At 75.3% G+C, this 616-nt stretch carries 1 protein-coding gene; it reads left to right on the plus strand.

Features of this window, described 5'->3' with window-relative positions; all coding sequences use genetic code 11:
• Positions 1-552, plus strand: a 552-nt coding sequence (locus VR44_RS19300) for a hypothetical protein (RefSeq protein WP_052713708.1), incomplete at its 5' end; no start/stop codon positions are given.
• Positions 553-616 lie beyond the last annotated feature (64 nt).

Genomic DNA, 616 nt, shown 5'->3' on the forward strand with positions numbered 1-616 from the left:
CCGGAGGGCCGGCCCGACCAGCCGTGGCAGCCCCGGCAGCCGCAGCGCCCGCGCGACGGCGGCGACCCGTCGGGCCCGTCCGGCCCGAACCCCGGCCAGGAGCCCGGCGGGCCCGCCCGCTGGGACCCGATGGACCCGGTCCAGCGGCGCGCGCGGTACGCGATGCTCGGGGGCATGTGGGGGTTCTTCTTCTGCATCTTCGGGATCCCCTCGATGGGGCTGCTGCTGGGCGCGCTGGCGATGTACTGGGGGATCAGCGCGCTGCGCGGCCGCCCGGCGACCGCGGCCGACCCGACGAAGGGCACCCCGGCCCAGCCGGGCGGCCTCGCCGCCCTCGGCCCGGCGGCCCGGCCGCAGCGGGCGGCGGCGATCAGCGGCCTGGTCTCGGCGACGCTGGCGCTGCTGCTGGCGGGGACCTCGTACGGGCTGCAGCTGGCGTACAAGGACTTCTACGTCTGCCGCGACGACGCACTGACGCAGACGGCGGAACTCCAGTGCAACACGCTCCTCCCGGACAACGTGATCGGCAACATCCTGAAGGTCCAACACTGACCGCTACTTATGGCCCCGTCGGCGTTTGAGGCGCTGGGGGCACCTCCCGGCGGTAGCTGGGGGA

Origin of the sequence: Streptomyces katrae, from assembly GCF_000966975.1 — a bacterium.
Classification (GTDB): domain Bacteria; phylum Actinomycetota; class Actinomycetes; order Streptomycetales; family Streptomycetaceae; genus Streptomyces; species Streptomyces katrae.